Here is a 20631-nt window from a genome sequence, read left to right as displayed (position 1 = left end):
GGTGATCAATCTTCCGAATGGGTCAGTTCCGGAACGTCCGACGCCCCAGCCGAGCCACGCCCCGAAAGTGACGGGTTTTCCATGAAGAAGCGGTGGCAATTGAACGGTCGTTCGATCGTGCTCAGATCCGCGCGATGGAAACTGCCATCGGGCTGCATGACCCAACTTTGAGCGACATCGGCCAGATTGGCGGCCATGATCTGGCTCACGATCTGAGCCTTGACGGTGGCGTTTTCGATTTCGATCAAGGTTTCCACGCGGCGGATCAGGTTGCGCCCCATCCAGTCTGCGGACGACATGTAAACCCGCGCCTTTTTCGACGGCAGCCCGTGCCCATTGCCAAAACAGACGATGCGCGAATGTTCAAGAAAGCGCCCGACGATGGATTTCACCCGGATGTTTTCCGACAACCCCTTGATGCCCGGTCGCAACCCGCAGATGCCCCTGACCACCAAGCTGATTTCAACCCCGGCTTGCGACGCGGCATAAAGCGCGTCGATCACGTCCGGTTCGACCAGAGAGTTCATTTTTGCCCAGATCTCGGCCGGTTTGCCTTCCTTGGCATATGCCGCTTCGGCCTCAATGCGTTTGATCAAAGTCGATTTCAGGTCCAGCGGAGAAATGGCAAGATTTTCCAGCGATTGCGGCTCTGCATATCCAGACAGATAATTGAACACCCGCGTCGCATCGCGCCCAAGAGCGGGGTCACATGTGAACAGGCTGAGGTCGGTATAGATGCGCGCAGTAATGGGATGATAGTTGCCGGTGCCATAATGCGTATATGTCACCAGTTCATCCCCTTCGCGCCGCACGACGGTCGAGATCTTGGCGTGGGTTTTGTAATTGATGAACCCGTAAACGACATGTGCACCTGCGCGTTCCAGCCGTCGTGACTGTCGGATGTTTGCAGCTTCGTCAAACCGCGCCTTCAACTCGACAAGGGCGGTGACGGATTTCCCATCTTCAGCTGCTTCGCAAAGCGCCGACACAATCGGGCTGTCATGCGAGGTGCGATACAGCGTCTGTTTGATCGCAACCACGTTCGGATCAACTGCCGCCTGATGCAAAAAGCGGACCACCATGTCGAAGGTCTCATAGGGATGGTGCAGCAGCATGTCTTTTTGCCGAATGGCGGCAAACATGTCGCCATCATGATCTTGCACACGTTCCGGCACACGTGGCGAGAAACTGGGCCACAACAAGTCGGGCAGGTCTTTCAGGACAAGCTGGCCAAGATCGGCCATGCCGATCATACCATCCACCTCGACAATCTCGTCGCTCGTCACCTTCAACTCTCGCATGATCATTGACAGCAGCCCGGATGGCGCATCCTTGGTAATTTTCATGCGCACAACTTCGCCCCGACGGCGCCGTTTCAGGGCGGTTTCGAACTCGCGCACCAAATCTTCGGCTTCGTCCTCAACTTCAAGATCGCTGTCGCGGAGGATGCGAAACGCGCAATTCCCTTTTTCGACGTAGCCGGGGAACAGCAGGTCCAGATGCACAAGCAGCAGGTCTTCCAGCGGCAGGAAACGGTATTGTCCGTCTTCGGCGGGCAGGGGCACGAATCGGTCGATCTGCTGCGGGATAGGTAGCAGCGCTTTCAGCTTTTGCTTGTCAGATTTGCGTTCAAGTTGCAGGGCCAGCGTATAGCCGGTGTTCGGAATGAACGGAAACGGGTGCGCCGGGTCGATGGCCAGCGGCGACAGAACCGGAAACACCTGGCTAAGGAAAATTTTATCCAGATAATCGCGATCGGCCTGTGTCAGGTTGTCGCGGCGGCAGATGATGATGCCTTGGCTCTGCATCTCACCCGCCAATTGCTCAAACGCCTCTTGCTGGCGGGCCATAAGCGCACGGGCGTCGGTGTCGATCAGCTTTAGCTGTTCAGTCGGGCTGAGGCCGTCGGCGGCAGGGGTCGTCACACCTTCACGAACCAGTTCGCGCAGACCCGCGACGCGAACGGTATAGAACTCATCAAGATTGGCCGCCGAAATTGACAGAAAGCGCAGCCGTTCCAACAGCGGGACACGGGGATTCTCCGCTTCTTCCAGCACCCGCCAATTGAAGCCGAGCCAACTGAGTTCGCGGTTAAAGAACCGACGTGGCCCCTCATAGTCCTCTGGCGGCAATTCCAGCGGGGCAGGAAACCCCGAGGCAAGAAAATCTGCAAGTGGAATCAGCGGTGTGTTGGTCTTGTTCATGACCACACTCTAACACGCCTGCATGTGACGGGAAGATGACGTTATGTCCCTGATCCCATTTCATCCTGCAAAAACCGGGCGGCCAGATTGCGGGTCAGCGGGCGACCCTCGGACAAGGCAGCATGATCCAGTTGTTCAACCAACGCCGCCGCCGCTGCAAGCGATCGGTCCATGCGAGGCAGAAGATAGTCGATCAGATTGGCCGGAACGGCAATTTGGCGATCGTCGAACAGCTTGACCAGCACGGCTGACAGCAGCATGTCGTCGGGTGCGTTCAGCGTGGCGATCGTCGTGCCTTCCATCCGGCTTTTCAGGTCGGGCAGGTCGATGCCCCAACGCGACGGAGCCGCAATACCTGTGATCAACAGTGATCCGCCCTCGGCCAGAACCAGATTATGCAAATGAAAAAGGGCCGCTTCCGCGTTGGTGTCGCCCGCGACCTGATCGGCATCTTCAACGGCGACCGAGTGCCCTGCCAGGGTCTGAATGTCGGTATCAATCAGGTTGGTCGACGGGATGATCCGGGCCTGCACCATCCCCGCCCACACATGCGTCAGGTGCGTTTTTCCGGTTCCGGCGGCGCCGACCAGCACCAGCTTCCGGTCTGGCCAATCTTGCCAAGTCTCAACCGCCGCCATTGCGTTCGTGTTGGACGGCGTGACAAGAAAATCATCCAATCCCTGCGCCGCATGAGCGGGCAGGTCGAATGTCAGTTGCTCAGCCATTATTCAGCGTCGCTTTCGTCGCCTGCCTCTTGCGTCGACAACCCTTTGTACAACAGCCCATCCTGGTATTTCCCGATGAAGAACCGTGCAACAACCCCCATAGAGGCAGCCACCGGAACAGCCACCAGCATTCCCACGAATCCGAACAGTGAGCCAAAGACAGACAACGCCAACAAGAGCCAGACCGGATGCAGCCCGACCGAGCTGCCTACCAGTTTCGGGGTCAGGATGTTGCCCTCAAAAAACTGGCCAAGCACGAAAATTCCTGCGACTGCCCCAAGTTGCCACCAATCCCCCCAGAACTGGAACAGCCCCAGCCCAATGGCCAAAGTGCCGCCGACGATGGCACCGACATAGGGGATGAACGTGATCAGTCCGGCGATGAAGCCGACGACCATGCCAAATTGCAACCCGATAACCATCAAAGCAACGGCGTAATATGTGCCAAGGACCAGGCAAACGGTCCCTTGGCCGCGAATGAAGCTGGCCAATGTGCGGTCGATATCGCTTGCGATCTGGCGGACTGCCGGCCGGTGGTCAAGCGGTAGAAGGCCGTCGATCTTGGCCACCATCCGGTCCCAATCCAGCAGCAGATAGAAGGCGACGACGGGCGTCACGATCAGCAGGACCACGACGTTGATCACACCCATGGCAGAGCTTACAATCGTGCCCACAAGCTCTCCGCCACGTTCCTTGATGGCTTGGCCGAGACTGGCCAGAGATTGGCGCAAGGTCGAACTTTCGTCCATCAGCGATGGTATGTTCTCGGTCAGAAAGACCTCGAGCTGCTTTAGTAATGCAGGCGCTGCATCCGCCAGGGCTATGGCTTGCGAAACCAAAGTCGGCACCACCATCAGGAATGCGATGACAAAGCACAAGATTGCAAAGAACGAGATGATCACGGTAGCGGCGACACGTGACAGCCCCGCAGCCTCCAGCCGATCCGCAACCGGGTCAAGGAAATAGGCGATAGCGCCGCCCAAAATGAACGGCATGATCACATCACCCAGATACCATAGGGCAAACGCCAGCACGGCGATGGTGATAGACCAGAATTTTACCTGCGTTTGAACGGGTAACGCCATTTCGGCTCCTTTTGATGCTGCTCTCTATGTCGCCCAGCTTGGAGGGCAATTCAAGTGCAGGTCTTGGATGGCTGCAATCAGCCAGCGGACAAGTTCGCTCTTGCTCCGGTTGCGTATTGGGTGAATTATTGGCTGCATTGATGGTGTCCGGCATATCAAAGGAGTTCCCAATGCGCGTTGTTCTTGCGATCAGCCTTGCAAGTGTTTTGCTGTCGGCTTGTACGGGTAATGAATATGAACCTCGCGAACCGGGGATCACCTTTTCTGGCGAAACCCGGGCAGGCGTCACCTATAAAGATGGCGATATATCCCCGGATCAGGACACCAAGATAACGATTAGTGTCGGGGGGTCGATCTAGCGGACCTTCGATGCCGTTCCGGGCCACCGTCACCCCACGTGAAAACCAGCCCGCAAACCATTGTATGATTGCCCCGCCCGCGTTGATGTCATAGACCGCATGGGACGTTTTCGTGATTGAACAGAGGTCCCCATGCGCCTGTCTCGCTATTTTCTGCCCGTTCTGAAGGAAACCCCTTCCGAGGCGCAAATCGTTTCGCACCGCTACATGCTGCGTGCTGGTATGATCAAACAGCAATCTGCCGGTATCTATTCCTGGTTGCCGCTGGGCTTCAAAGTCTTGCGCAAGATAGAAAACATTGTGCACGAGGAGCAAATCCGCGCGGGCCACATCCCGATGTTGATGCCGACCATTCAGTCCGCAGACCTGTGGCGCGAAAGTGGACGCTATGACGGCTATGGCGAGGAAATGCTGCGGATGCAGGATCGACATGGGCGCGACATGCTGTTTTCGCCCACGGCAGAAGAGATGATCACAGATATCTTCCGTGCGCATGTGAACTCCTACAAAGACCTGCCACTGACCATGTATCAAATACAGTGGAAGTTCCGCGATGAGATCCGCCCACGCTTCGGCGTTATGCGTGGCCGCGAGTTCTACATGAAAGACGGCTATAACTTCGACCTGACGAAAGAGGATGCGCTACACGCCTATAACCGCCATTTGGTCAGCTATCTGCGCACCTATGAGCGGATGGGCCTGCAAGCCATCCCAATGCGCGCCGATAGCGGTCCGATCGGGGGCGACTATACGCACGAATTCCTTGTGTTGGCCGACACGGGCGAAAGCGAGGTGTTCTATGACAGTGAAGTCACTGACCTGACCTTTGGCGACCGCGACATCGACTATGACAATGTGGCGCAATGTCAGGGCGTTATGGACGAATTCACGTCGCGCTATGCCCGCACAGACGAAACCCATGACGCCGCCGAGTTCGATAAGGTGCCCGAAGATCGCCGTCGCGTCGCACGCGGGATCGAAGTGGGGCAGATCTTCTATTTCGGCACCACCTATTCCGACAAACTGGGCGCGACAGTTGTCGACAAGGATCAAAACCAGGTGCCGGTTCACATGGGTTCGCATGGCATTGGTGTCAGCCGCCTGTTGGGCGCGATCATCGAGGCCAGCCATGACGACAAGGGCATCATCTGGCCCGAAGGTGTGACGCCGTTCCACTGCGGGATCGTCAACCTGAAGCAAGGCGACGACGAAGCCGACGCGGCCTGCGAAGCGTTGTATAAGCAACTGTCCAATGCCGGACTGGAACCGCTTTATGACGACCGCAATGAACGCGCAGGCGGTAAGTTTGCGACGATGGACCTGATTGGCTTGCCCTGGCGCATCACCGTGGGACCGCGGGGACTGAAGAATGGTGTGGTCGAACTGACCTGCCGCCGCACAGGCGCAAGCGAAGACCTGACGCCGGACGCGGCTGTGGCGAAGGTGATCAAGATTTTTGAACCGCACCACGTGCGCGGTCTCTGATCCAATCGGATCTCTGCAAGAAACGGCGTGCCACGTTGGTGTGCCGTTTTTTGAAGGCGCTGTGGCGGCGCGACTTGACCTGACCCCTTGGCTTTGGAAGGCTGAGGATAAATAACAAACGAGCAGGTGATGCAATGATCCGGACTTTGGCAATGATAGGCGGCTTCGCGGGTGCCGTGGTGATGAGCCAGTTTCCCGAGTTCACACAGCAATACATGCAGCGTCTTGCGGGCGCACGGACCGAGTTGAAGATCGTGACTGCTGGGTTCGAATTGACGGCACAGGCCGCCGGATATACCCGTGACGAAGCCCTTCGGAATATGGGGGGCACCAGCTTTCAGGACAATTTGCGCGACCAGATGAAACGCAACTTCACGCGCTATGAGCGTTTGGATTCCGCCTACACCGCGCTCAAAGGCACCGAACCCCTGGCGCGATTGGCGAAGGTCTGGCACTTCCGCGACACTGATTTGGCCAAACGCACGTGGGAAGATTTCCGCCCTGCCATCCCTGTAACCGCCGATGGCTTGCTTTGTGCCGGTATCGGCTTTGTCGGGGGATGGCTTCTGGTGTCGTTGATCCTTGGCGCATTCATGCGCCCGTTTCGACGCAGTGCCTGACCCTTCGCCGGACGGGCTATCTGGCTGGTCAGAATCGCAGGTTCAGGCCAACCTTGACGCTATGGAACAAAGGTGTCGCAAGCGTGTTGTTGCCCAACCCATCTGATAGCGTATCTTTTCCATAGTTCATGTATTCATACTCACCCGTGATCGACAGGCGCTTGGTCAGCGGCTGCTCGATCCCGACGCCCAGAATGTATCCATTCGTGGCGTAGGTTTCGTTGATGGCAATCGGTCCCGATGATCCCGTTCCCATAACGCTGTAATCGAACTCGGCGCGAGATAAGCCAACCGTGCCATAGACGACGGAGTTCAGAACCGGCCAGACATAACCCGCCTTCAGGCGAACCGACAGCGCGTGGTTCATGGATGTTGTCCCGCTATAGCCGTTGGCGTTGAACGCATCCTCGATCATCCCACCTTCGACGGCCAGTTCGGGGCCGAACACCCAGCGGTCCAACTGCCAGCGATAGCCTGCGCGCAGACTGCCGACCCAACCGCTGTTTTCGTATTTTCCAAGGTTGAAGCTGTTGCCCGATCCCTGCGTGACGCCAATGCGATCCCCACCGCTGAAATTATAGCCCAGCGTGCCCCCGACATATACGCCTTCCCAGAACGGACTTTGGTCAGTTGCGAAATTCTGGACCGGCGCTTCAACGACCGGGTCTGACAGATTTCCGGCAGAGGCCGTGTGGGACGCCAGCACCAGGGAAAGACAGGCGAAGGATTTGGAAAAATAAGAACTGCGACACATGATAATCCACCAGCAAATAGCACAAAGACAGTTGTTCTTTAGCCACAAAACTTGGGGTATGAAACAAAATTTTGTGACATATCTAGTGTGGCGAGGTGGCAATGTCTGCTTTGCAAATTTGTGGTTCATCTATCACGGGAACCGCTGGTGCATCATACATCCGTGGCCGCTTGTACTTTGCCGATAATGAAAAGGACGCGTTGGTGGGGCGTCGGTCACGCGGTATGTTGCAGATGTTCTATTTCGGCCCTGTTGTCACTCGGTTCACGTGGCCCATCTTCCGGCCCGGTTTCGCCTCGGCCTTGCCATAGAGATGCAGTGAAGCGTTTCGCTCACCGGCAATTTCTGGAACCCGGTCCATGTCGTCACCGATCAGGTTCTCCATCACCACATCCGCATAGCGACTGCCGTCCCCCAAGGGCCAACCGACAACGGCACGAATATGCTGCTCGAACTGATCCACGCTGCATCCCTGCTGAGTCCAGTGGCCGGAATTGTGAACGCGCGGGGCGACCTCGTTGACGATAAGGCCTTGATGGGTAACGAAAATCTCAACACCCATGACGCCGACGTAATCCAGCGCGTTCAGGATGTTCGCGGCCAGCAACACCGCGTCGGTGCGTTGAGCACTTGTCAGTCGCGCGGGCACCGTCGTCGTGGCAAGGATCCCATCCTTGTGCACGTTTTCTCCGGGGTCAAAGCAGGCAACCTTACCATCGGCGCTGCGGGCCGCGATGACACTGACTTCATGGCTGAACTCTACAAAACCTTCCAGAACCGAAGGCGCGCCCTGTATATCGGAAAAGGCTTGGTCCGCCTGATCGTCGGACATGATGCGGGATTGTCCTTTTCCGTCATATCCAAAGCGTCGTGTTTTCAGGATCGACGGAGTTCCGACCAGTTCAATTGCTTTCTTCAGGTCGTTAACCGTCTCGACCTTTTCATATGGGGCTACGCGCAATCCAAGACCGGACAGGAAGTCCTTTTCGGTCAGTCGATCCTGACTGATGCGCAGCGATTCGCGGCCCGGACGAATGGTGCGGTGCTGCTCCAGCACATCCAGCGCAGTGGTCGGGATGTTCTCGAACTCGTAGGTGATAACGTCGACAGATGCGGCGAACGCCTCAAGCGCGGCGGTGTCGTCGTATTCGGCGGTGGTCAGGCGGTCTGCAACCTGCCCGGCGGGCGGGTTCGCACCCGGTTCAAAGATATGGGTCTTGAAGCCAAGACGAGAGGCCGCGACCGACAACATCCGTCCCAGTTGGCCACCGCCAAGAATTCCAATTGTGGACCCAATGGGCAGGGGCTTAGTCATCTTGTGGCTCTTCCGGGATCGACGCAGACAGCGCGGCGCGCCACGCATCAAGACGCTGTGCAAGGGCCGGGTCCGACAGCGCAAGGATACCAGCTGCCATCAGCCCAGCATTTGCAGCACCAGCCGCGCCTATGGCCATTGTTGCGACCGGAAAACCCTTCGGCATCTGCACGATGGAATACAAGCTGTCTACACCAGACAAGGCGCGAGTTTGGATAGGCACCCCAACAACAGGCACACGCGTTTTCGACGCCATCATGCCGGGCAGATGCGCTGCCCCACCGGCCCCTGCGATGATGACATGAAGGCCTCGATCGGCCGCGGTCTTGCCATAGTCCCAAAGTCGATCCGGGGTGCGGTGCGCCGAGACAATCTTTGCCTCATACGCAACGCCGAGTTCATCGAGAATGGTGGCGGCTTCTTTCATCGTGGGCCAGTCCGATTGGCTGCCCATAATGATCCCGACTTTCACATCTGTCATAGTGACCTCGTGTCTTGGAAGCCCGCTTTATAAGGGGAAGGGCGCGCGATGCAATCAGGCAATGATGTCCGGTGTCAGTTTGTCCTCGATCCGGGCGATCTTGTCCTTCAACGCCAGCTTCTGCTTCTTCAGCCGCCGCAGTTGTAACTGATCGGCCATGCCACGTTCTTCCAATGCGTGAATGGCGTCGTCCAGATCCCGGTGCTCGGCGCGAAAGACTTCAAGCTCCACACGAAGCACATCTTCGGTCTTCATCTCTTTTGCGTTGCTCATCTATGCAGATCGTTCTTTCTGGGGCGCGTGCAGCGGCAGTTTAACGTCAAGCGGGGACCAAGGCCAAGGAAAAGCCGCCTCTTGCAACCCTTTGGCCGAGCCCCCATATTTTTCGCAGGGTCGCCTGCGTGGGGCCCGCAAACGTGTCGCTTATTCAAGGACGTGTCGATGACAAAGATGAACTTGGGAACTCATCCCTTTCTGCTGGGCTTTGAACAGCTTGAGCGTATGGTCGAACAGGCTGCGAAATCGGGTAAGGACGGCTATCCCCCTTTCAATATTGAACAGGTCAGTGACCGGGCCTATCGCATCACGCTTGCGGTGGCGGGGTTCGCGGATGACGATCTGTCGATCACGGTTGAGAATGCAAAACTGGTGATCCGGGGTGCGCAACGCGACGATGGTCAGGAGCGTGTGTTTTTGCACCGTGGCATCGCTGGTCGCCAGTTCATGAAAAGTTTCGTGTTGGCCGATGGCGTGGATGTCAGAGGCGCGCGCACGGAAAACGGGCTGCTGCATATCGATCTTGAACGCGCCGAGCCTGAGCGTCTTGTGCAGACGATTAAGATCAAGAAGGGGTGAACTGATGAATTACAAACTGCCATTTGGCCAATCCGAGATTGGCAACATCGTCTATGTCAAAGCTGTCGCGATTGCCGATTTGCCCGATGCCATTCAGGACGAAGCACGCGCGCAAGCCGATGGGGCTGACACGCTCTATGCCGTGCACCGCGAAGACGGAGAGCAACTGGCCTTGGTCGTTGATCGCGATCTAGCCTATGCGTTGGCCCGCCAGAATGATTTTTCGCCGGTCTCGATTCACTGATCCAAGCCGGGCACATGAACCAATGAAAAACCCGGGGACATGCCCCGGGTTTTTGCGTTCTTATTGGTGGGTTTATCCCCGGATCAGACCCATGTTTTCCAGTTTGAGCAGAACCTGGTGGGCGCAGTTGTCCACGTCGACATTTTCCGTCTCGACGCTCAACTCGGGGTTCTGTGGCACGTCATACGGGTCCGAGATGCCGGTGAACTCCTTGATCTTGCCTTCCCGCGCGAGCTTATACAGCCCCTTGCGGTCACGGCGTTCGCATTCTTCGATCGAGGTCGCGACATGCACTTCGACAAACGCGCCAAACTGTTCGACATCCTCGCGCACTGCACGCCGCGTCGTGGCATAGGGTGCGATGGGCGCACAGATGGCGATGCCGCCGTTTTTCGTGATCTCGGACGCGACATAGCCGATGCGACGGATGTTCAGGTCGCGGTGCTCTTTCGAAAAGCCCAACTCGCTTGACAGGTTCTTACGCACGATGTCGCCGTCCAGAAGCGTGACGGGGCGCCCGCCCATCTCCATCAGCTTGACCATCAAGGCGTTCGCGATGGTCGATTTTCCCGAGCCTGAGAAGCCGGTGAAGAACACGGTGAAGCCCTGTTCGGCGCGCGGCGGCTTGGTTTTGCGCAATTCCTCGACCACGGCGGGGAAACTGAACCATTCCGGGATTTCCAGACCTTCCGACAGGCGACGACGCAACTCGGTGCCCGAGATGTTCAGGATCGTCACATCATCCTTGTCAGTGATTTCATCCGCTGGTTCATATTGGGCGCGGTCCTGCACATAGACCATATGTTTGAAGTCGACCATTTCGATGCCCATTTCTTCCTGATGCACGCGGAACAGGTCTTGGGCATCATAAGGGCCATAGAAATCGTCACCTGCGGCGTTCTTTCCGGGGCCTGCGTGGTCACGGCCGACGATGAAATGGGTGCAGCCGTGGTTCTTGCGGATCAGCCCGTGCCAAACGGCTTCGCGGGGACCGGCCATACGCATGGCAAGGTTCAGAAGGCTCATCGTCGTTGTCGCGCCGGGGTATTGATCCAGCACGGCCTCGTAGCACCGCACACGGGTGAAGTGGTCGATATCACCTGGTTTGGTCATGCCCACAACCGGGTGAATCAGCAGGTTGGCTTGCGCTTCTTTCGCGGCGCGGAAGGTCAGTTCCTGATGCGCGCGGTGCAGCGGGTTGCGGGTCTGAAACGCCACGATACGACGCCAGCCCAGTTTGCGAAAATAAGCCCGCAGCTCGTTCGGCGTGTCGCGACGGCCACGGAAATCATAGTGGATCGGCTGTTGGATGCCGACAATCGGCCCACCCAGATAGACCTTGCCTGCCACGTTGTGCAGATAGTTCACCGCCGGGTGCGTGTCGTCATCGGCGCCAAACACCTTCTCGGCCTCGCGGGATTTGTTCGGCTCCCACCGGTCGGTAACGGTCATCGTGGCCAGAATAACGCCCTCTTGATCGCGCAGCGCGATGTCTTGGCCCAGTTCGATCGTCTGGGCAAAGTCTTCGGATACGTCCAGCGTGATCGGCATTGGCCACAGCGTGCCATCGGCCAGGCGCATATTTTCAACGACGCCGTTGTAATCGTCTTCGGTCAGAAATCCTTTCAGCGGGTTGAACCCGCCGTTCATCAATAGCTCCAGATCACAGGTCTGGCGTGGCGACAGATCGTGGCTGATCAGATTGCCAGCTTCGACTTTCAGCTTCTGCGCGCTTTCATACGAAACATAAAGCTCGGGGATGGGCGATAGGTTGTTCTGCATTGGATGTGTCCTGTGTTTTATGGGCGAGAGGCCGCTTGCAGAACCGGTCAGTTCGGCGTGCAGCGCGTCGTATTCAGCGAATTTACGAGCAAGGAACTGATCTCGAAGCCGCACCATCTCGGCCGCACCTTGTGCAGTGATGGCATAGGCGAAGCGTTGGCGTTTGTCCGGCCCGGTGCGTTCACCGATCTGGATCAATCTGCGGCCTACCGCGGACCGCAGCAGGGCGTTCAGACGACCGAGAGAGATACCAATTGCCGCCGCCGTCGCGCGCTGCGACGCCTCTGGCGCCAGATCAAGCTGGCGCAGAAGGCGGAAGATCTGATCTTCCTCGGCGGAGTTGGTTTTTGTCAGGTGCGACGTCATGGCCTGCGACTCAAAGAGTGTTCACGCGTGAACGCATTGCATGGTTTGCAGCAAAGGCAAAGCGGAAACTCGTGAATGCACGTGATATCGCCGACCGTGGCCCATGGGCAACGGCCGCTGCGCAGGATCGTAAACGATCAGGGGAATGGAATTGGCGATCCCGCAATTCGCACCAATGCCGGGCGGGTGTCGAACAAGACCAGATGGGTCAGTTCCGGGCGCGAACGCGAGGAATACATCAATGCTTGCGCACCATCTGCGCGGGCGTGATCTGAAAATGCCCATGTCGGCGCAGGATGACCGGCGGCCCGTTTGTCTTGCCAAACCGCCGAGGCTGCTGACTGCCCGCGAATGTCCGCAACACGGTCAAGTGTGACGTCAAGCGGCACAATGTGGCGCGGTGCGTCATCGGGAGTCAGATAGCGTTCGATCGCGACGCCGCATCCTTCAACAGAAAGGGAGGTATAGATGGCCCATTAACCAGAATGGTGAAAGCGCCCTTCGGGGGCCTGCGCCGGCAATGTCGCATCCTGATCAGTGAAGACCAGACGATAGGCATTGCCGGTGTAGGGTATCATTCTTGTTCGGCAAGAAAGTGTTCGGCCTCAAGCGCGGCCATGCAGCCCATACCGGCGGAGGTCACAGCCTGACGATATTTATAATCTGTCAGATCGCCTGCTGCAAAAACGCCGGGGATCGAGGTCGCGGTCGAATCCGGTTTCGTCACCACATAGCCACCCATATGGGTTTCCAGGACGTCCTTCACCAACTCGTTCGCGGGCGCGTGGCCGATGGCGATGAAGACGCCCTTGGCCGGGATTTCTGTGATCTCGCCCGTTTTGACGTGTTTGACCCGCACCCCGGTGACGCCCAGCGGGTTTTCATCGCCCACGACCTCTTCCAACGTGTGATCCCACAGGGGCACGATCTTTTCGTTCTTCATAAGGCGATTGATCAGGATTTTCTCGGCGCGCAGCTCGTCGCGGCGGTGAACCAGCGTCACTTTGGACGCGAAGTTGGTCAGGAACAGCGCTTCCTCAACAGCGGTGTTGCCGCCGCCGATCACGACAATCTCCTGTCCGCGATAGAAAAAACCATCACATGTGGCGCAAGCCGACACGCCGAAGCCTTTGAATTTCTCTTCGCTGTCCAGTCCCAACCATTTGGCACGCGCGCCGGTAGCCAGAATAACCGCATCAGCCTTGTAGATCGTGCCGCTGTCACCGGTGGCTGTGAAGGGGCGTTCTGACAGGTCCAGATCGGTGATCAAGTCGCCAATGACCTCGGTGCCCACCGCTTTGGCGTGCGCTTCCATATTGACCATCAGATCGGGCCCCTGGATTTCGGTTTCGCCCGGCCAGTTCTCGACCTCGGTGGTCGTGGTTAACTGACCACCGGGTTCCATGCCCTGCACAAGGATTGGTTCCAGCATCGCGCGGGACGCGTAAACGGCAGCGGTATAGCCAGCCGGGCCGGAGCCAATGATAAGGACTTTTGTGTTACGTGTTTCGGACATGCGGATTTCCTTGAGCCTTCTGGGTTTCCAACGCATATAAGGCGACCGGCGGCTGGTGGAAAGCCCGTGCGCGCTTTGGAAGGAAAGACAACGCGGCGTATCATTGTCTGTTCACGCAGAAATTATGTTGCGCATGCGCGAAAGATTGTTGCGCATTCAGACGTTGGCGAGTAATCTCTGCGCAATTTCCAACGAAAACTCTGGTTCTGCCGGGATCAGTGGACCCACCCGAGAAGGTTCATCAATGACCGTAAGCAAACTTGATCCGATTGATCGCATGATTCTTGCCGAGCTTCAGGCAGATGGTCGCATGACGAATGTCGAACTGGCCAAGCGGGTGGGCATTTCTGCCCCCCCCTGTTTGCGGCGGGTCAGAACGCTGGAAGAACAGGGGCTTATCCGTGGCTATCACGCCGATGTTGATGCACGCGCGCTTGGTTTCGAAGTGCAGGTGTTCGCCATGGTCGGCCTTGTCAGTCAGGCCGAGGCAGATTTGTCTGCGTTCGAAAACCAGTGCCGGGGTTGGTCGCTGGTTCGCGAATGTCATATGCTGAATGGCGAAGTGGATTTCGTTCTGAAATGCGTGGCACCGGATTTGTCCACGTTTCAGACCTTCCTGACCGAAGAGTTGACAGCGGCCGACAACGTGGCGTCGGTCAAAACCTCGTTGGTCATTCGTGGGGCGAAGGACGAGCCCGGTGTGCCATTTGATGTGCTGGAAGCCCGACTGGGTGCGGCACCCTGATGCCCAACGGTTTCTAAAGACGAATGGCCGAGATCAGGCGGCCATAGTCCGATTCATTCTTATGGCAACTGCGCCGGTAGGAATAGAAACGGTCCGGGTCGGAATACGTGCAGTGGCCGACCCATTCAGCATGACCAACCCCGGCTTCGCGCAGCAGGTGAAGGCCAAAGCCCGGCAGATCGAACAGCGCGCGATCCCCCTCGCCGCCTGCGAAAAAGCGGCCATAGTCAGGGTTTTCGATCATGAAATCGTCAAAGAACTCCGGCCCGACCTCATAAGCGCGTTGACTGATCGTCGGCCCGATGATGGCCGTGATGCCACCACGCGTGGCCCCCAGCGCGGTCATTGCGTCGATCGTAGCCTCAAGCACTCCGCCAAGCGCGCCTTTCCAACCGGCATGGGCCGCGCCGATGACACCGGCATTGCGGTCCGCAAAAAGCACCGGTTGGCAATCAGCGGTCAGGATCGTCAAGACAAGACCCGGCGTGGCCGTGACAAGCGCATCGGCTTTTGGTTTGGCGCCGTTGACCGGTTCATGCAGTGTGACCACATCGGGCGAATGAACCTGATGAACGCCGCACAGATTGTTGGGCTCGACGCCCATCGCGCCAGCCACACGTTCCCGGTTGATCATCACCAGTTCGGACTGATCCTGACTTCCTATCCCGCAATTCAATCCGGCATAAACGCCCGACGATGCCCCGCCCCGGCGCGTGAAAAAGCCGTGTTTCAGGGGTGCCAAGGCGTTTGAAGTGATGATTTCAAGGGTCATGCCAGGTCAGCTTGGTTGGGTGTTCGGATCAGGCCGGGCAGGTCAGGCGCATCTGCGCGAGTCAGTCCGAGCACTTTGAAGAGCGTCCCCATTTCATCCGGGTGCGTCAAGCGTCGGTGCGCTTTGACATGCGCGTCCAACGCGTCACCGGTCAGTTTGCTGGCCAATGCCTCTGCCCGTTGGGTAATGCCCAGCCGCTCCAGAAAGATGCCTTGCGGGGTCAGAAGATGTGGTGAAAGTGGGGTCGCTGATCGCACCAATGCTTCGAAATCCACATGTGCGGTCAGATCCGCCTCGCCGGGGCAGAGCAGCGGGTCGACATGGTCGTGTGCCGCGATGGCTTGCAATGTGTCGCCGACCGAGCGCCAATCGCCATAGTCGATGATCAGGGCCGCACCGCCGTGTCTTTCAATCCGGCTGGCGATCTGCGCCATGATGGCGGGGACAGACGGGCAAAGCTCGACCAGATCGCCATCGCGTGTGTCGTCCAGCCGAAACGTTAGATCGCGAACGGGCAGGCGAGTTGTCAAGCCAAACACCAGCTTGTCTTCCCCAAGACCAACCTGACGTTCGCGCCATCCTGTGCCGTCCTTCTGGAACTGGCGAATGGGCAGGGCGTCAAAAAATTCATTGGCAACACAAAAGAGCGGTGCCTCGGGCAAGGTGTCGGCAGTGTCGTGATGAATGATCGCACGGGGCGCCAGCGTCTTGGCTTGCGCTGCTTTCTGGGCCGCAGACGCCTCGACCAGATGAACCTCGGCTGCGGCGAGAAAGCCCGGCACATTTTTGGTAGCGCGCAGAATGTCTTCCATCAGGGTGCCGCGCCCCGGCCCAAGCTCGACCAGTGCGAAGGGGGCAGGGGCACCTTGATCAAGCCAAGCCTGCGCCAGTGCTAGCCCCAGAAGTTCCCCGAACATCTGGCTGATTTCGGGTGCGGTGATGAAATCGCCACTTGCGCCAAATGGATCACGGGTCGTGTAATATCCGTAGTCCGGATGCAGCAGGCATTCTGACATGAAATCCGCAACCGAAATTGGCCCGGAGGCTTCAATGCGACGCCACAATATCCGGGCAAGTCGGGTCATCAGGGCGTGGGCACCACGTTGCGACGGGCCGCCCAGATCAATGTGGCCACGCCAATCACGATCATTGGCAGCGTCAAGGTCTGCCCCATGGTTAGCCCCCACTCTCCAAGGCGAATGACATGGCCCCATGGATTGTCTGGTGTGATGAATTGCGCATCCGCTTGCCGGAAAATCTCGACAAAGAAGCGCGACAGACCGTAGCCAAGAAAGAACAGCCCGGTCAGCATGCCCGGGCGCTTCAGCCACCCGCGTCGGAATGCCAGAGTCAGAAGGATCGCGGCCAGCAAAAGCCCCTCAAGGATGGCTTCGTAAAGCTGACTGGGGTGGCGCGCGCAGGCGCCAAGTGCGGCGTCCCAACCCGGGCAACTTTGCGCCGCATCGCCAGGGAATATGACGCCCCAAGGCGCGGTGGTTGGGCGGCCCCAAAGCTCGGCATTGATGAAATTGGTGATCCGGACCAGTCCGATGCCAATCGGGGCAGCGATGGCCATCAGATCCGCCAGCTTGGCCACGGCGATCCCGTGTTTGCGGGCATATAGCCAAGTGATTGTGATAATGCCAAGAAACCCGCCATGGAAGGACATGCCGCCAGTCCAGATCTTCGGAATATCCAGCGGGTTTTGCAGGAAATATGCCGGGTCATAAAACAGCACATAGCCCAGACGCCCGCCTACCACGATGCCGACAATTGCCCAGGTGGCGAGGTCTTCCAACTGAGTTCGCGTCATCGGCACGTCGCCACGCCACAGTGCCGGCTTTGAAATCGCCCGCGCAATGATCCACCAGCCTACGGCGATACCGACCAGATAACCCAGCGCATACCAGCGCAGTGCGAAGGTGAAACTGCCAATCTCGACCGAGAAAATGTCGGGTGAAATGGCGGGGAAGGAGATTGCTAAAAACATGTCACATTCCTGACCCTGACAGGGGAGGTAAGTCAACCTTGTCTCTGCCTCGGATATCCCCATATATGAGGCAACAAGCGAGGAGATGCCGATGCAGACACGCAACAAAATCCTGGACGATATGTCCCAGTTGATGACCAATGCCATGGGGGTCGCCCAAGGCGCCAAGGACGAAGCGGAAACCGCGATGAAAAGCTGGATGGACCGCTGGCTGGCAGATCGCGATTTCGTGACTCGTGAAGAATTTGATGCTGTGCGCTCCATGGCTCAGAAAGCACGCGAGGAAAATGAGGCGTTAAAGTCACGTCTGGACGCGCTTGAGAAGAAAAAAACAAAAAGCTGATCGCGGCGGTGGGTCCCGGCGGTCTGTCGAAGGCTCACATTGCGGTTTCTATTTTAGAATAGGCGGCTTGTTGGGGTCCGATCCGGGCGCAACCGGGGCCAAACGCTTTTGCGGTTTGGGTTTAGGCAGGTCGAACCGGATACCCAGTGCCGCCAGTTTGCCCGCCACCTGATCGTGGTTGGCAAAGAAGCCCACATCCATTTCACCCGCCTCAAGCCCCGAAAATGTCAGAGCTTCGTTTGCCGCTCCTGCCAACGCGTGCTCGGCACCGGGGACGACATCCACGAAGCCAAGCAGATGCCCTTTCCGGCCATCGGCATAGGTTACGCCCACCAAACAAGCATGGCTTGCCAGCCCACCTGCACTGGACAGCTTGACGCCCAGCGCCGAGATCAGGGTGTCGGGTGCCGTTGGCGCGCTGACTTCGGCGATGCGCGCCTCTATTTGCTTCGGCCCGGTTTTCAGCGCGTTGGCCAGCCAAGACATCGCGTCTGACGGGATCAGAATCGAAGATGGCGCGACCCCCAGATTGAGTCCCAGACCGACATTTTGCCCGGCCAACATGCTGGCAACCAACCGACCCGGAAGTGCGGCATAGGGGGCGGGGGCACCGACAAACTCGGCCAAACGATCCTCGCGATCGAACACGAGCGCGAAATTTGCACCATCAAGCTCGAACAGGTCAGGCGAAATCTCGTCGCTGTCCGGTTCCTCGGTCAGCAGCAAGAACAGTTCGCCATCTGCCAGACGCTCATAAAACCGAAGCCGTGCTGCGTCGTCTTCCAGATTGGCTTGCATTGCAGCATGGGCGGCATCAAGGCGGGTCGTCTCGGTCATCATGCGTCCTTTACGCTTGGGTATAAAAGCACCTCTGCCAGTCGGGATTGCAGAACCGGCAAAAGTTCGGCTTCGAACCAAGGGTTTTTCTTCAGCCATCCCGTATTGCGCCATGACGGATGAGGCAAGGGAAACAGCCGCGGCGCATGATCGCGCCAGGCTTTGACGGTGTCCGTCACTCCTTTCCTCCGGCCAAGATGCCGCGCTTGCGCATAGCCCCCGACCAGAAGCGTCACGGATGTTTCAGCAAGAGTGCTGTCCACGCGATCCGCCCATGTCTTTGCGCAGATCCGGGGCGGCGGCAGGTCCGAGCCCTTTGCATCGTAGCCCGGAAAGCAAAACGCCATGGGGGTGATGGCGATGCGAGCTTGATCATAGAACGTGTCTCGGTCCACCCCCATCCAACTGCGCAGGCGATCCCCCGACGGATCGTCGAAGGGCAGGCCAGACTTGTGCACACGCAGCCCCGGCGCTTGCCCGATGATGCGGACCCGTGCGCCAGGCTGAAACCAGACCACCGGTCGGGGGGAATGGCCTGTCTGAGTGGCAGCAAAACGGTCGGCACATAAACGGCAGGCCCTGATGTCATCTGTCAAGCTGGGCATTGCCTCAAGCTAGGCGCTCCGGACAGGGGGTGCAACATTTCGACATTTGTCGAGATAAGGCTTGCTATTGGTTATCATTTCCATATTTCTAGAAATATGAAACACGAATCTCTTGAACCGCTCCAAGTCGATATTGCGGCCTCGCAATTTGCCGCGCTCGGGTCTGAACACCGCCTGTCCGTTTTGCGCATCCTGGTGCGCGCGGGGCCTGAGGGGCTGCCGATTGGCGCCCTGGGGGAACGCTGTGGGATCACGGGGTCGACCCTGACCCACCACATGAAAATCCTTGCAGCAGCCGGGTTGGTAAAGCAGAAGAAGCAAGGTCGCAGCATTATTTGCGCGGCAGCCGAATATGAAGTGATGCGCGCGCTGTCCGACTATCTTTTGTCGGAATGCTGTGCCGATTGCCCAGACAAGTAGGGCCAGGATCATGGCTGACACAACGCATTCCCGAACGACCTCGAAGCATTGGACCATCGACAAGGCCTGGATTGCCATCCTGCTCATTCCAACTCTTCTCGTGCTGTTTGCACCGACAGAATTGTGGTCCACGATCACTTTCGCGCTGACAGCGCTGACGAACACGGCGCCGTTTATCCTGTTTGCGATCCTTTCTGTAGCTTACCTGAAGGCAACGGGGGCAGAGAACCTTTTGGCAAGTGCGTTCGAAGGTCGCGAGGCGCGTATGATCGTGGTGGCGGCATTCGCAGGAGGTTTGTCACCTTTCTGTTCCTGCGAAGTGATCCCTTTCATCGCGGCCCTGCTCGCGATCGGCGCACCCTTGGGCGCGGTCATGGCGTTCTGGCTGTCTTCGCCATTGATGGACCCGGCAATGTTTGCCATCACAACCGGCACACTGGGCACCGAGTTCGCCGTGGCAAAATCAATCGCGGCGGTGTCGATCGGGTTGTTCGGCGGGTTTACCGTCAAGGCCCTGGCGAAGTCGGCGTTGTTTACAGACCCGTTGAAAAACACGCCCGCACCGGCATGCTGTTCATCGTCAGGTTGTGGCACTGGATCCGGCGCAGAGATCTACTCCGGTGCAGTCAATTGGCGCTTCTGGAGCGAGGGCGCGCGACGTTCGACATTTCAGAAAACGGCAATCGAAAATGCGCTGTTCCTGACAAAATGGTTGCTTCTGGCCTATTTGATCGAAGCTCTGATGCTGCGCTACGTGCCCGCCGAACTTGTCGCGCAAGTGCTGGGCGGGACAGGCTTTGGGCCGATCTTGCTGGCTGCACTTGTCGGTGCGCCGGCCTATCTGAACGGATATGCAGCGGTGCCCATGGTGGCGGCCCTGTTGGAACAGGGTATGTCAGACGGTGCGGCTATGTCCTTCGTAATAGCGGGTGGGGTCAGCAGCATTCCCGCCGCCATGGCGGTCTGGGCGTTGGTCAAACCTCGCGTATTCGCGGCCTATCTTGGACTGGCCATGATCGGCGCGGTTGCTGCGGGACTCATCTGGGGGATGGCTGCCTGAACCATATGTGAAACAGATATTGCTCTCGACCATTGTCGTTTGACCCCAGTTGAAGTATTTCCTGAACT

The 20631-nt window shown here is 57.9% G+C and carries 24 protein-coding genes; 9 read left to right on the top strand and 15 right to left on the bottom strand.

Annotated elements, in window-relative coordinates:
• Nucleotides 1-5: 5 nt before the first annotated feature.
• The 3 genes from BMY55_RS13070 to BMY55_RS13060 are packed head-to-tail and all read right to left on the bottom strand — an operon-like array spanning nt 6 to nt 4014.
• Complete coding sequence (locus BMY55_RS13070) at nt 6-2204, bottom strand: RNA degradosome polyphosphate kinase (protein ID WP_091431238.1); 2199 nt, start codon at nt 2202-2204, stop codon at nt 6-8.
• A gap of 41 nt (nt 2205-2245) precedes the next feature.
• On the bottom strand, nt 2246-2929 hold the full coding sequence (locus tag BMY55_RS13065) for an HdaA/DnaA family protein (protein WP_091431236.1): 684 nt from the start codon (nt 2927-2929) through the stop codon (nt 2246-2248).
• On the bottom strand, nt 2929-4014 hold the full coding sequence (locus BMY55_RS13060; protein ID WP_091431235.1) for an AI-2E family transporter: 1086 nt from the start codon (nt 4012-4014) through the stop codon (nt 2929-2931). Before BMY55_RS13060 ends, BMY55_RS13065 begins: the two co-directional genes overlap by 1 nt.
• Before the next feature lie 14 nt (nt 4015-4028).
• On the opposite strand from BMY55_RS13060, the gene BMY55_RS16975 reads away from it, so the two are divergent.
• From BMY55_RS16975 to BMY55_RS13045, 3 genes are all read left to right on the top strand, one after another.
• Nucleotides 4029-4373 carry a hypothetical protein gene (locus tag BMY55_RS16975; protein ID WP_218142244.1) on the top strand — a complete coding sequence of 115 codons (345 nt, stop codon included), beginning with the start codon at nt 4029-4031 and terminating at the stop codon, nt 4371-4373.
• Between the two features lie 132 nt (nt 4374-4505).
• Nucleotides 4506-5858, top strand: a complete 1353-nt coding sequence (gene proS, locus BMY55_RS13050) for a proline--tRNA ligase (RefSeq protein ID WP_091431232.1) — start codon at nt 4506-4508, stop codon at nt 5856-5858.
• A 134-nt stretch (nt 5859-5992) separates the two neighbouring features.
• A complete protein-coding gene (locus BMY55_RS13045) occupies nt 5993-6478 on the top strand; it encodes a DUF2937 family protein (protein WP_091431230.1) in 486 nt (161 codons plus the stop codon).
• A 28-nt stretch (nt 6479-6506) separates the two neighbouring features.
• On the opposite strand, the gene BMY55_RS13040 is transcribed toward BMY55_RS13045, so the two are convergent.
• The 4 genes from BMY55_RS13040 to BMY55_RS13025 form a co-directional block, all read right to left on the bottom strand.
• Nucleotides 6507-7184 (bottom strand): outer membrane protein, encoded by a 678-nt coding sequence (locus tag BMY55_RS13040; protein WP_177179348.1) that lies wholly within the window; start codon nt 7182-7184, stop codon nt 6507-6509.
• A 286-nt stretch (nt 7185-7470) separates the two neighbouring features.
• The gene (locus tag BMY55_RS13035; RefSeq protein ID WP_091431226.1) at nt 7471-8547 is read right to left on the bottom strand and encodes a 5-(carboxyamino)imidazole ribonucleotide synthase; all 1077 of its coding nucleotides are present in this window, start codon (nt 8545-8547) and stop codon (nt 7471-7473) included.
• Nucleotides 8540-9028, bottom strand: a complete 489-nt coding sequence (purE, locus tag BMY55_RS13030) for a 5-(carboxyamino)imidazole ribonucleotide mutase (RefSeq protein ID WP_091431225.1) — start codon at nt 9026-9028, stop codon at nt 8540-8542. Before purE ends, BMY55_RS13035 begins: the two co-directional genes overlap by 8 nt.
• 54 nt (nt 9029-9082) lie before the next feature.
• On the bottom strand, nt 9083-9301 hold the full coding sequence (locus BMY55_RS13025; RefSeq protein ID WP_091431223.1) for a YdcH family protein: 219 nt from the start codon (nt 9299-9301) through the stop codon (nt 9083-9085).
• A gap of 168 nt (nt 9302-9469) precedes the next feature.
• Between BMY55_RS13025 and BMY55_RS13020 the strand changes: the two genes are divergently transcribed.
• On the top strand, nt 9470-9883 hold the full coding sequence (locus BMY55_RS13020) for an Hsp20 family protein (protein ID WP_091431222.1): 414 nt from the start codon (nt 9470-9472) through the stop codon (nt 9881-9883).
• A 4-nt stretch (nt 9884-9887) separates the two neighbouring features.
• Nucleotides 9888-10127, top strand: a complete 240-nt coding sequence (locus BMY55_RS13015; protein WP_091431220.1) for a DUF1150 family protein — start codon at nt 9888-9890, stop codon at nt 10125-10127.
• A gap of 72 nt (nt 10128-10199) precedes the next feature.
• Here the strand turns inward: BMY55_RS13015 and BMY55_RS13010 are convergent, their stop codons facing one another.
• The 3 genes from BMY55_RS13010 to trxB form a co-directional block, all read right to left on the bottom strand.
• Nucleotides 10200-12275 carry a bifunctional sulfate adenylyltransferase/adenylylsulfate kinase gene (locus tag BMY55_RS13010; RefSeq protein ID WP_091431219.1) on the bottom strand — a complete coding sequence of 692 codons (2076 nt, stop codon included), beginning with the start codon at nt 12273-12275 and terminating at the stop codon, nt 10200-10202.
• 137 nt (nt 12276-12412) lie between these two features.
• A complete protein-coding gene (locus BMY55_RS17100) occupies nt 12413-12694 on the bottom strand; it encodes an RES family NAD+ phosphorylase (RefSeq protein ID WP_245744777.1) in 282 nt (93 codons plus the stop codon).
• 155 nt (nt 12695-12849) lie between these two features.
• Nucleotides 12850-13791, bottom strand: a complete 942-nt coding sequence (gene trxB / locus BMY55_RS13000) for a thioredoxin-disulfide reductase (RefSeq protein WP_091431217.1) — start codon at nt 13789-13791, stop codon at nt 12850-12852.
• Nucleotides 13792-14035: 244 nt separating this feature from the next.
• On the opposite strand from trxB, the gene BMY55_RS12995 reads away from it, so the two are divergent.
• Entirely contained in the window at nt 14036-14536 is a 501-nt protein-coding gene (locus tag BMY55_RS12995; RefSeq protein ID WP_091431216.1) for an Lrp/AsnC family transcriptional regulator, read from the top strand.
• A 13-nt stretch (nt 14537-14549) separates the two neighbouring features.
• Here BMY55_RS12995 and pgeF read toward each other — a convergent pair whose 3' ends face one another.
• From pgeF to lgt, 3 genes are read right to left on the bottom strand one after another with little or no spacing between them, the layout of a single operon-like run.
• Entirely contained in the window at nt 14550-15308 is a 759-nt protein-coding gene (gene pgeF, locus BMY55_RS12990; RefSeq protein ID WP_091431214.1) for a peptidoglycan editing factor PgeF, read from the bottom strand.
• Complete coding sequence (locus tag BMY55_RS12985) at nt 15305-16393, bottom strand: class I SAM-dependent methyltransferase (RefSeq protein ID WP_091431212.1); 1089 nt, start codon at nt 16391-16393, stop codon at nt 15305-15307. The genes pgeF and BMY55_RS12985 overlap by 4 nt, the downstream gene beginning before the upstream one ends.
• Nucleotides 16393-17298, bottom strand: coding sequence for a prolipoprotein diacylglyceryl transferase (gene lgt / locus BMY55_RS12980; RefSeq protein ID WP_091431210.1), 906 nt, complete (start codon nt 17296-17298; stop codon nt 16393-16395). The genes BMY55_RS12985 and lgt overlap by 1 nt, the downstream gene beginning before the upstream one ends.
• A 91-nt stretch (nt 17299-17389) precedes the next feature.
• Here lgt and BMY55_RS12975 point away from each other — a divergent pair, with 91 nt between their 5' ends.
• A complete protein-coding gene (locus tag BMY55_RS12975) occupies nt 17390-17641 on the top strand; it encodes an accessory factor UbiK family protein (RefSeq protein ID WP_091432572.1) in 252 nt (83 codons plus the stop codon).
• Between the two features lie 48 nt (nt 17642-17689).
• Here the strand turns inward: BMY55_RS12975 and BMY55_RS12970 are convergent, their stop codons facing one another.
• Complete coding sequence (locus BMY55_RS12970; RefSeq protein WP_091432569.1) at nt 17690-18478, bottom strand: SseB family protein; 789 nt, start codon at nt 18476-18478, stop codon at nt 17690-17692.
• On the bottom strand, nt 18478-19083 hold the full coding sequence (locus BMY55_RS12965; protein WP_091431208.1) for a uracil-DNA glycosylase family protein: 606 nt from the start codon (nt 19081-19083) through the stop codon (nt 18478-18480). The genes BMY55_RS12970 and BMY55_RS12965 overlap by 1 nt, the downstream gene beginning before the upstream one ends.
• Before the next feature lie 96 nt (nt 19084-19179).
• On the opposite strand from BMY55_RS12965, the gene BMY55_RS12960 reads away from it, so the two are divergent.
• Both BMY55_RS12960 and BMY55_RS12955 read left to right on the top strand, forming a co-directional pair.
• Nucleotides 19180-19503: an ArsR/SmtB family transcription factor gene (locus BMY55_RS12960; protein ID WP_091431206.1), complete on the top strand. Its 324-nt coding sequence runs from the start codon at nt 19180-19182 to the stop codon at nt 19501-19503.
• Nucleotides 19504-19513: 10 nt separating this feature from the next.
• Nucleotides 19514-20563 (top strand): permease, encoded by a 1050-nt coding sequence (locus BMY55_RS12955; protein ID WP_091431204.1) that lies wholly within the window; start codon nt 19514-19516, stop codon nt 20561-20563.
• Nucleotides 20564-20631 lie beyond the last annotated feature (68 nt).

Origin of the sequence: Aliiroseovarius sediminilitoris, from assembly GCF_900109955.1 — a bacterium.
In the GTDB taxonomy this organism is placed as follows: Bacteria; Pseudomonadota; Alphaproteobacteria; order Rhodobacterales; family Rhodobacteraceae; genus Aliiroseovarius; species Aliiroseovarius sediminilitoris.
This window is presented reverse-complemented; position numbering and strand designations above follow the sequence as displayed.

Coding starts and splice junctions, on each gene's coding strand:
- BMY55_RS13025 (WP_091431223.1), bottom strand. CDS start 9,301: ATGAGCAACGCAAAAGAGATGAAGACCGAAGATGTGCTTCGTGTGGAG.
- proS (WP_091431232.1), top strand. CDS start 4,506: ATGCGCCTGTCTCGCTATTTTCTGCCCGTTCTGAAGGAAACCCCTTCC.
- BMY55_RS16975 (WP_218142244.1), top strand. CDS start 4,029: ATGCTGCTCTCTATGTCGCCCAGCTTGGAGGGCAATTCAAGTGCAGGT.
- BMY55_RS12995 (WP_091431216.1), top strand. CDS start 14,036: ATGACCGTAAGCAAACTTGATCCGATTGATCGCATGATTCTTGCCGAG.
- BMY55_RS13020 (WP_091431222.1), top strand. CDS start 9,470: ATGACAAAGATGAACTTGGGAACTCATCCCTTTCTGCTGGGCTTTGAA.
- BMY55_RS12985 (WP_091431212.1), bottom strand. CDS start 16,393: ATGACCCGACTTGCCCGGATATTGTGGCGTCGCATTGAAGCCTCCGGG.
- pgeF (WP_091431214.1), bottom strand. CDS start 15,308: ATGACCCTTGAAATCATCACTTCAAACGCCTTGGCACCCCTGAAACAC.
- BMY55_RS13035 (WP_091431226.1), bottom strand. CDS start 8,547: ATGACTAAGCCCCTGCCCATTGGGTCCACAATTGGAATTCTTGGCGGT.
- BMY55_RS12965 (WP_091431208.1), bottom strand. CDS start 19,083: ATGCCCAGCTTGACAGATGACATCAGGGCCTGCCGTTTATGTGCCGAC.
- BMY55_RS13045 (WP_091431230.1), top strand. CDS start 5,993: ATGATCCGGACTTTGGCAATGATAGGCGGCTTCGCGGGTGCCGTGGTG.
- BMY55_RS12960 (WP_091431206.1), top strand. CDS start 19,180: ATGAAACACGAATCTCTTGAACCGCTCCAAGTCGATATTGCGGCCTCG.
- BMY55_RS13015 (WP_091431220.1), top strand. CDS start 9,888: ATGAATTACAAACTGCCATTTGGCCAATCCGAGATTGGCAACATCGTC.
- lgt (WP_091431210.1), bottom strand. CDS start 17,298: ATGTTTTTAGCAATCTCCTTCCCCGCCATTTCACCCGACATTTTCTCG.
- BMY55_RS13065 (WP_091431236.1), bottom strand. CDS start 2,929: ATGGCTGAGCAACTGACATTCGACCTGCCCGCTCATGCGGCGCAGGGA.
- BMY55_RS12975 (WP_091432572.1), top strand. CDS start 17,390: ATGCAGACACGCAACAAAATCCTGGACGATATGTCCCAGTTGATGACC.
- trxB (WP_091431217.1), bottom strand. CDS start 13,791: ATGTCCGAAACACGTAACACAAAAGTCCTTATCATTGGCTCCGGCCCG.
- BMY55_RS12955 (WP_091431204.1), top strand. CDS start 19,514: ATGGCTGACACAACGCATTCCCGAACGACCTCGAAGCATTGGACCATC.
- BMY55_RS13070 (WP_091431238.1), bottom strand. CDS start 2,204: ATGAACAAGACCAACACACCGCTGATTCCACTTGCAGATTTTCTTGCC.
- BMY55_RS12970 (WP_091432569.1), bottom strand. CDS start 18,478: ATGACCGAGACGACCCGCCTTGATGCCGCCCATGCTGCAATGCAAGCC.
- purE (WP_091431225.1), bottom strand. CDS start 9,028: ATGACAGATGTGAAAGTCGGGATCATTATGGGCAGCCAATCGGACTGG.
- BMY55_RS13010 (WP_091431219.1), bottom strand. CDS start 12,275: ATGACGTCGCACCTGACAAAAACCAACTCCGCCGAGGAAGATCAGATC.
- BMY55_RS13060 (WP_091431235.1), bottom strand. CDS start 4,014: ATGGCGTTACCCGTTCAAACGCAGGTAAAATTCTGGTCTATCACCATC.